General features: G+C 60.9%; 6 protein-coding genes and 1 pseudogene. 3 read left to right on the plus strand and 4 right to left on the minus strand.

Features of this window, described 5'->3' with window-relative positions:
- Positions 1-14: 14 nt before the first annotated feature.
- From ASE30_RS28220 to ASE30_RS28230, 3 genes are read left to right on the plus strand one after another with little or no spacing between them, the layout of a single operon-like run.
- The gene (locus tag ASE30_RS28220) at positions 15-290 is read left to right on the plus strand and encodes a lipoate protein ligase C-terminal domain-containing protein (protein ID WP_057287579.1); all 276 of its coding nucleotides are present in this window, start codon (positions 15-17) and stop codon (positions 288-290) included.
- Complete coding sequence (locus ASE30_RS28225; RefSeq protein ID WP_057287580.1) at positions 287-1,063, plus strand: biotin/lipoate A/B protein ligase family protein; 777 nt, start codon at positions 287-289, stop codon at positions 1,061-1,063. Before ASE30_RS28220 ends, ASE30_RS28225 begins: the two co-directional genes overlap by 4 nt.
- 32 nt (positions 1,064-1,095) lie before the next feature.
- Positions 1,096-1,914 (plus strand): RsiV family protein, encoded by an 819-nt coding sequence (locus tag ASE30_RS28230; protein ID WP_057287581.1) that lies wholly within the window; start codon positions 1,096-1,098, stop codon positions 1,912-1,914.
- Between the two features lie 111 nt (positions 1,915-2,025).
- Here the strand turns inward: ASE30_RS28230 and ASE30_RS28235 are convergent, their stop codons facing one another.
- The 4 genes and pseudogenes from ASE30_RS28235 to ASE30_RS30015 form a co-directional block, all read right to left on the minus strand.
- Complete coding sequence (locus tag ASE30_RS28235) at positions 2,026-3,270, minus strand: T6SS immunity protein Tli4 family protein (RefSeq protein ID WP_057287582.1); 1,245 nt, start codon at positions 3,268-3,270, stop codon at positions 2,026-2,028.
- Between the two features lie 137 nt (positions 3,271-3,407).
- Complete coding sequence (locus ASE30_RS29150; protein WP_156407806.1) at positions 3,408-3,842, minus strand: hypothetical protein; 435 nt, start codon at positions 3,840-3,842, stop codon at positions 3,408-3,410.
- Between the two features lie 2 nt (positions 3,843-3,844).
- Positions 3,845-4,633 (minus strand): RHS repeat domain-containing protein (locus ASE30_RS29155; protein WP_235515370.1); only part of this gene is annotated, 789 nt, incomplete at its 5' end.
- A gap of 1 nt (position 4,634) precedes the next feature.
- Positions 4,635-5,041 (minus strand): annotated as a pseudogene (locus ASE30_RS30015) (RHS domain-containing protein); the annotation flags it as partial.
- Positions 5,042-6,552: the final 1,511 nt, after the last annotated feature.

The raw sequence follows: 6,552 nt of genomic DNA on the forward strand, positions 1-6,552 counted from the left end.
TGCAAGGAGCGCCCATGCATGGCGAATACAAAGTCCCCGGCGGCAAACTGGTCGTCGCGGATCTGGAAGTGCGCGACGGCCGCCTGGCCGATGTCCGCATCAGCGGCGATTTCTTTCTTGAGCCGCCCGAAGCCCTGGAGGCCATCAACTGCGGGCTGAACGGCATGCCGGCCGACTCCGCCGAACTGGAACTGGCGGTGGCCGTGCAGTCGGCCCTGCCGCCCAACGCCGAAATGTTCGGCTTTTCCGCCGAAGCCGTCGCCGTGGTGTTGCGGAGGGCGCTTGCATGACGCGCACCGACTGGAACGACTACGACTGGCAACTGATCCATGAGGCGCCACAAGCGCCCGCGCTGCACATGGCGCTGGACGCGGTCATCACGGACGAAGTCGGCGCCGGCCAGCGTCCGCCCACGCTGCGCATCTGGGAGTGGTCCGCGCCCGCCGTCGTGATCGGCCGTTTCCAATCCCTGAAAAATGAAGTCGACCCCGAAGGCGCCCGGCGCCACGGCATCGAAGTCGTTCGCCGCGTCAGCGGCGGCGGCGCGATGTTCATCGAACCCGGCAACTCCATCACCTATTCGCTGAGCGCGCCGCAGGCGCTGGTCCACGGCATGAGCTTCCAGGAGTCCTATGCATTCCTGGACGCCTGGGTGCTGACCGCCCTGCAGGGCCTGGGCATCAAGGCCTGGTACCAGCCGCTGAACGACATCGCCTCGGACATCGGCAAGATCGGCGGCGCGGCACAAGCCCGCCGCGCGGGCGCCGTCCTGCACCACGTGACCATGTCCTATGACATCGATGCCGATAAAATGGTCGAGGTCTTGCGCATCGGGCGCGAGAAGCTGTCCGACAAAGGCACCACCAGCGCCAAGAAGCGCGTCGATCCGCTGCGGACCCAGACCGGGCTGGCGCGCGAAGTCATCATCGACCGCATGGTGGAAACTTTTGCCGGCCTGCATCGTCTGACACCGGGACAGGTGGGCACCGACACGCTGGCGCGCGCGCAAGCGCAAGCCGACGAAAAGTTCTCCACCGCCGAATGGACGGGTGTCGTGCCCTGACGGACGTGCCCTGGTTTTCTGGAGGTAATTCAATGCGTCGCACATTCACGCCGCAAGGCGCGATAAGCGGTCTGATCCTGGGGGCCGCGTTGCTGGCCCTTGCCGGCTGCGGCAGCACGCCACCGTCGAACATCACACTGGCCGCCCCGGCCTCCCAGGCCTCCGCCACGCCGGAAACCGTGGGCGACCTGTCGACCGAGCGCATCAAGTGGGCCTCCGGCAAGCCGGGCTGCGAAGGCGACTGCCCGCGCATCGAAATCGACAGCGTGGCCTTCCCGGGCATCCCCAAGCTGACGGCCCTGGTGGACCACGTGCTGGCCTACATGACCGGCACCGACGCCAACCGCCGCGGTCCCTACGACACACTGTCCGAGTACACACAGTACTTCTGGTCCACGGCGCGCCCGCGCGACGCGACCTACTTCAAGGCCAACGTCAAGGACACGGTGGGCGACATCGTGTCCATCGAACTGCACACGGAACAGTACCTGACCGGCGCGGCCCACGGCATCCCCGCCACGCAGTACCTGAACTGGGAGCGCAGTCGCGGCCGCGTGATGAGCCTGGATGAAGCGCTGATCCCCGGCCGCCGCGCCGACTACGTCGCCGCGCTGCAGCGGGCACACGCGAAGTGGCTGGCCGGCAATCCCGACGCCAAGCGCGATCCGGCGGCCTACAACAAGATGTGGCCGTTCCAGGAAAGCGATAACTTTGCGCTGACGCGAGACGGAATCGTCGTCAAGTACGACGCCTACTCGATCGCGCCGTATTCGCACGGCGAGCCGGAGTTGGCGATTTCCTACGCGGATTTGCGTGGGGTGCTCAGGCCGGAGCTGCTGCCAGCTTCCTAGGGTATCGACACATCGGTAACGCCGGAGGCGCCGCAAGACATCGAATGAATCTCGTCCCGGCGCCCTCCCGGCGAACCGCGTGAGATTGTTCAGGGCCAGCGACGCTCGCGCTCACTGCTTGCGCTCAGGATCTTCGGCAGGAAGGCCAGCTATAAAGGCATCCAGGCTTTTTCGATCCAACTCAGCCTGCTCCGACGTGATCCGAGGCGCGGGCGGCGTAACCTTTGGCGGTTGTGCGAGCGCGATCGGCCGCACACGCACACTACCGATCACCGCGTCCCAAATTTCGAAGAAATCTTGCGCCAATGGGCCGTCCGGGGTGTCCTCGGGACGGGGAAATCCACCGGCCGGCGAGGGAACGTATGTTGTTTCAAATGTGGGGGTACCCATTGTTATGCTGATTTTCGGCGCTGGCGCGGCAGGCCCGTTCCCCGGGAACTCCCAAAGGCCGTGTATCGCGGTGCTATAGCCGTGTGCCGCCTGTCCCTCGACTTCGCCCCCTATCACTTCGTCGCCCACAAGCCCGCCCACGTTTCGCTCATTCTTGCGGTAGTAATGGGAAGAGTAGGTTTGGCCGGGTTTTACCGCGTTAGCGATGAAGTCTGCCCACTCCGCTAGCGACTTCCGGTCGCGTTCGAAAAATGATGTGGCTGGCGAAGACACACGAGTCACTTCCACCCGCATGCTCTGTGCAAAGGGAAGGTCGAAATTCCAAGACACTTCTTCCCTTTCCGAAAAATCGTAATAGCCAGCTACAAAGATGCCATCCAGGCATAACCCTGGTTGGTTAGGAATCTCATCGCGACCCCGAGCCCTGATACGTCCCATCAGGCCGGCGATCTGCTCCCGGCCATCCAACTGCGGCCGAAACTCGACCAGCGTTCCGTTGGTCCATTTAAATCCCTGCGCATCGTAGACAACACGGCGGCCGTACACGCCAAACGCATCTGGTCCCTCGATACTCTCAAACCCATATGAGAAGATCACACTATCAGCGTCCGGTGAAAATCTTTCTGGTGCATGCAAGGGCTCTTCCCCAGTCGGCGACTTCGATAGTTGAATCTCGCGCCACCGCTGTTCCTTCAAAACCTCGAATTGTTCCCGGGACACGCCCGTCTGACTCGAGACTTGCGCGTTGCCAACGCGTGCGCCACTGGCCCTGGCCTCCCATGTCGTACTGGCAGGCAGGTCCACCAAAATTCTGCCTACGCAGAGAGTTTTCATATCTTTCGTTAAAGACGTCATGGCGAAGATTGGTTCTGAATATGACAAGCGCCAGTAGCGCCACCCGATTGCGCAAGCGCCTACGGCGATAACTACAATGAGCGCGCGGATCTTTCTTTTGGAATGGCCCATTCATAATCCAGTACAAGACGGAACAACGGCGGAAGGCTTCTCATTTTCGGGGAGATTGCCCCATCAAACCGCCAATTATTGAAGATGGATCTCAAAGCAGATGCGCCTTGCACTTCCGATGTATCAGGAACAGAAATCTATCCTTTTCGAAACCGTACATGCGCTTTCAGGTCTTCAACAGTTCCGTTGAAGTCGGTGTACACAGAGTCTTCAAGCGGAAGGGAATTTCCCTTTCTCAGGAAATCGCATATCCCATTACTGATACTAATAATTATGGAATCATAATCAAATACCCCAAGACTCTTTCCTTCCGAACATATGGCGCATACGTCTTTTTTAAGGATGAATTTCATAGAAAAAGAGGAGTCTGCAGCCACGAAATCGAATCTCTTTCTTTCCGGCAGAGCCAGCAAGCCATCGATAAGCGAGACAATCGAAAGATAGATCATCATCCGAAATCTTGGCTCTTTCTGAGATGACACCTCTTCACCGCCAAATACAAACCTCATATCACCGGTATCAAACCCGGAAGCCCTGCCTACTCCATCTCTGTAAATATAAAATTCCATCATATCTACTCACTCCGGACAGGGAACACAGTGATTGTTCGATTGCCATCATGAGAATCGAAAATTCCTCGCACCCGGTCGACACGGCCGTTAATTTTCATACGCTTTTCGAAAGTTTGAATCTGCCGGCGTGGATCACTAACCCGAGTTCCACTTTTGACTAGGCACTCACAGGCTTTTTGAATCTGATCTTGTGTTGTACCGCTTGGGAATAGATCTCCGGCACCCGTCGGATGAGTTCCACTAATATGGCGTTCCTCAATATGCTGCCAGCCCTCCTTACTGTTTCCTGCTTCAATGCGCGGAATCGGAACCTTTCGGCCGGACAGCCCCAACGGATCAACCCACCCCACCGGATTATCCGCATACTGATAAACATTCAACCCGCCCGCAAACCCGATCGGATCCTTCGCAATAAACCTTCCGATCTCCGGATCATAGTACCGGTGCCGGTTGTAATGCAGTCCGGTCTCATACCCGCCCGCAAACCCGATCGGATCCTTCGCAATAAACCTTCCGATCTCCGGATCATAGTACCGGTGCCGGTTGTAATGCAGTCCGGTCTCATAGTCCAGATACTGCCCCTGGAATCGGATCGGATTACGTATCCCCGCAGCCAGTGCCGCGCTCGAGATCGCCTCTTTCGCGACGCCCCATGCCTTGTACTGTGCGCTCCAGACGATCTCACCGTCCGCGTCGGTCAGTTCCTGCGGCGTCCCCAGGTGATCGCACTGATACCACGCGAGCGCATCCACGCCATCCGGCTCGGGCGAAGTCGTCCATAGCGGGTCCTGNGCCTTGTACTGTGCGCTCCAGACGATCTCACCGTCCGCGTCGGTCAGTTCCTGCGGCGTCCCCAGGTGATCGCACTGATACCACGCGAGCGCATCCACGGCATCCGGCTCGGGCGAAGTCGTCCATAGCGGGTCCTGATCGACGTCATAGCCGCCCGCGTAAATCGGCTGCTGATGCAGCAGCACTGGCTTCCTGCTGATCGCCTGCGCCAGGGGCACAAAGCTCCCCGGTTCGTACAAGTAGTGCATCGTCTGGTCATCGCGGCCTTCCCAGGCCAGGGTGTCGCCGTCCCAGCCGTACAGCGTTGCCCCGCAGCCCAGCGCGCGATTCAGGCGGGCTTTCTCTTCCTGGCGCTGCGCGTGCGTCATGCCGGGACGTTCCTGCCAGTGGGCTTCCGATTGCTTCATCAGGCGGCGNCTCTTCCTGGCGCTGCGCGTGCGTCATGCCGGGACGTTCCTGCCAGTGGGCTTCCGATTGCTTCATCAGGCGGCGGCCGAGGGCGTCGTATTGATAGCTCACACGCAGCGTGTCGTTGCTATGGCCCGTCAGGCGGTTGAACAGATCCCACTCGAAGCGCGAGCGTTTGCCGTTGTGCAGCTTGTCGATCAGGTTGCCACGCGCATCGTATTGGTAGTGCGTGCCTGCATACTCGCGCAGCAGGTTGTCCAGGCGCGCCGAGCGGTGACGGTAGGTGTAGACGGGGCCGCCCATGCTCAACGTGCTCCCGGTCGCGTCGGCGCTCGTGGGATCGAGCAGGTTGCTGGCGGGGTCGAACGCGAAGGTTTCGCGGCCCAGGCTGCTGGTGGCTTCCAGCAATCGGCCCACGCGGTCGTAGCGATAGGACAGAGGGCCGCGCCGGCTGTCCTGGATCGCTTCCAACTGGCCGGCGGCGTCGTAGCGGTAGCCCCGCTGCAGCAGGCGTTGCGGGCGTCCGGCATTGGAAACACCCGCCACCACACCTGGCGTGCCTGGCAGTCCATTCATGCCTAAATGATCAAACTCGCCCGGCATGCGGCCCACGCTCTGTTCGCGTAGCCGGCCCATCGCATCCCACGATTGCGTCTGCACCAGTCGATTGCCCTGATGGCGCTCGACCTCCCGATGCAGGTCGTCGCGTTCGAAACTGGCGAGTTCGTGTTCGTCGAACATCATGCCGTGTACGTGGCCCGAGCCATAGGTTAGCCAACTGACGCGATGTCCGTCCGGGCGCAGCGTGGCGATGCGCTGAGATCGGAAGAGCGTGCCCACGCTCTGTTCGCGTAGCCGGCCCATCGCATCCCACGATTGCGTCTGCACCAGTCGATTGCCCTGATGGCGCTCGACCTCCCGATGCAGGTCGTCGCGTTCGAAACTGGCGAGTTCGTGTTCGTCGAACATCATGCCGTGCACATGGCCCGAGCCATAGGTCAGCCAACTGACGCGATGGCCGTCCGGGCGCAGCGTGGCGATGCGCTGGTTCAGTTCGTTGTATTCGTGCTTCCAGACGGCCGTGACCGGTGACGGCAGGCTTGAGTAGTGCTGATGCTCACGCGTCAGGTTGCCGGCGGCGCCGTGAACCATTGCAGGCGGCTGGCCGGGTTCTCCGCCAGGNCGCTGGTTCAGTTCGTTGTATTCGTGCTTCCAGACGGCCGTGACCGGTGACGGCAGGCTTGAGTAGTGCTGATGCTCACGCGTCAGGTTGCCGGCGGCGCCGTAGAACCATTGCAGGCGGCTGGCCGGGTTCTCCGCCAGGATCAGGCGGCCGTTACCGTCATAGGCGTAGCGCTCGGTCTGCGATCCGGCCGCTTCGGCCTGCAGACTGGCTTTGGCAGGAACGTTCGCTTTGGCAGGAACGTTCGCTTTGGCAAGCACTCCCGCGTTGGTAGGCACACCCGCTTTGGCAGGCGCACCGGTTTCGGCAGACACACCTGCTCCGACC

Origin of the sequence: Achromobacter sp. Root83, from assembly GCF_001428845.1 — a bacterium.
Classification (GTDB): domain Bacteria; phylum Pseudomonadota; class Gammaproteobacteria; order Burkholderiales; family Burkholderiaceae_B; genus Achromobacter.

Bases quoted from the DNA above. Each gene is read 5' to 3' on its own strand.
- ASE30_RS29150 (WP_156407806.1), bottom strand. From the start codon at position 3,842: ATGATGGAATTTTATATTTACAGAGATGGAGTAGGCAGGGCTTCCGGG.
- ASE30_RS28235 (WP_057287582.1), bottom strand. From the start codon at position 3,270: ATGGGCCATTCCAAAAGAAAGATCCGCGCGCTCATTGTAGTTATCGCC.
- ASE30_RS28220 (WP_057287579.1), top strand. From the start codon at position 15: ATGCATGGCGAATACAAAGTCCCCGGCGGCAAACTGGTCGTCGCGGAT.
- ASE30_RS28230 (WP_057287581.1), top strand. From the start codon at position 1,096: ATGCGTCGCACATTCACGCCGCAAGGCGCGATAAGCGGTCTGATCCTG.
- ASE30_RS28225 (WP_057287580.1), top strand. From the start codon at position 287: ATGACGCGCACCGACTGGAACGACTACGACTGGCAACTGATCCATGAG.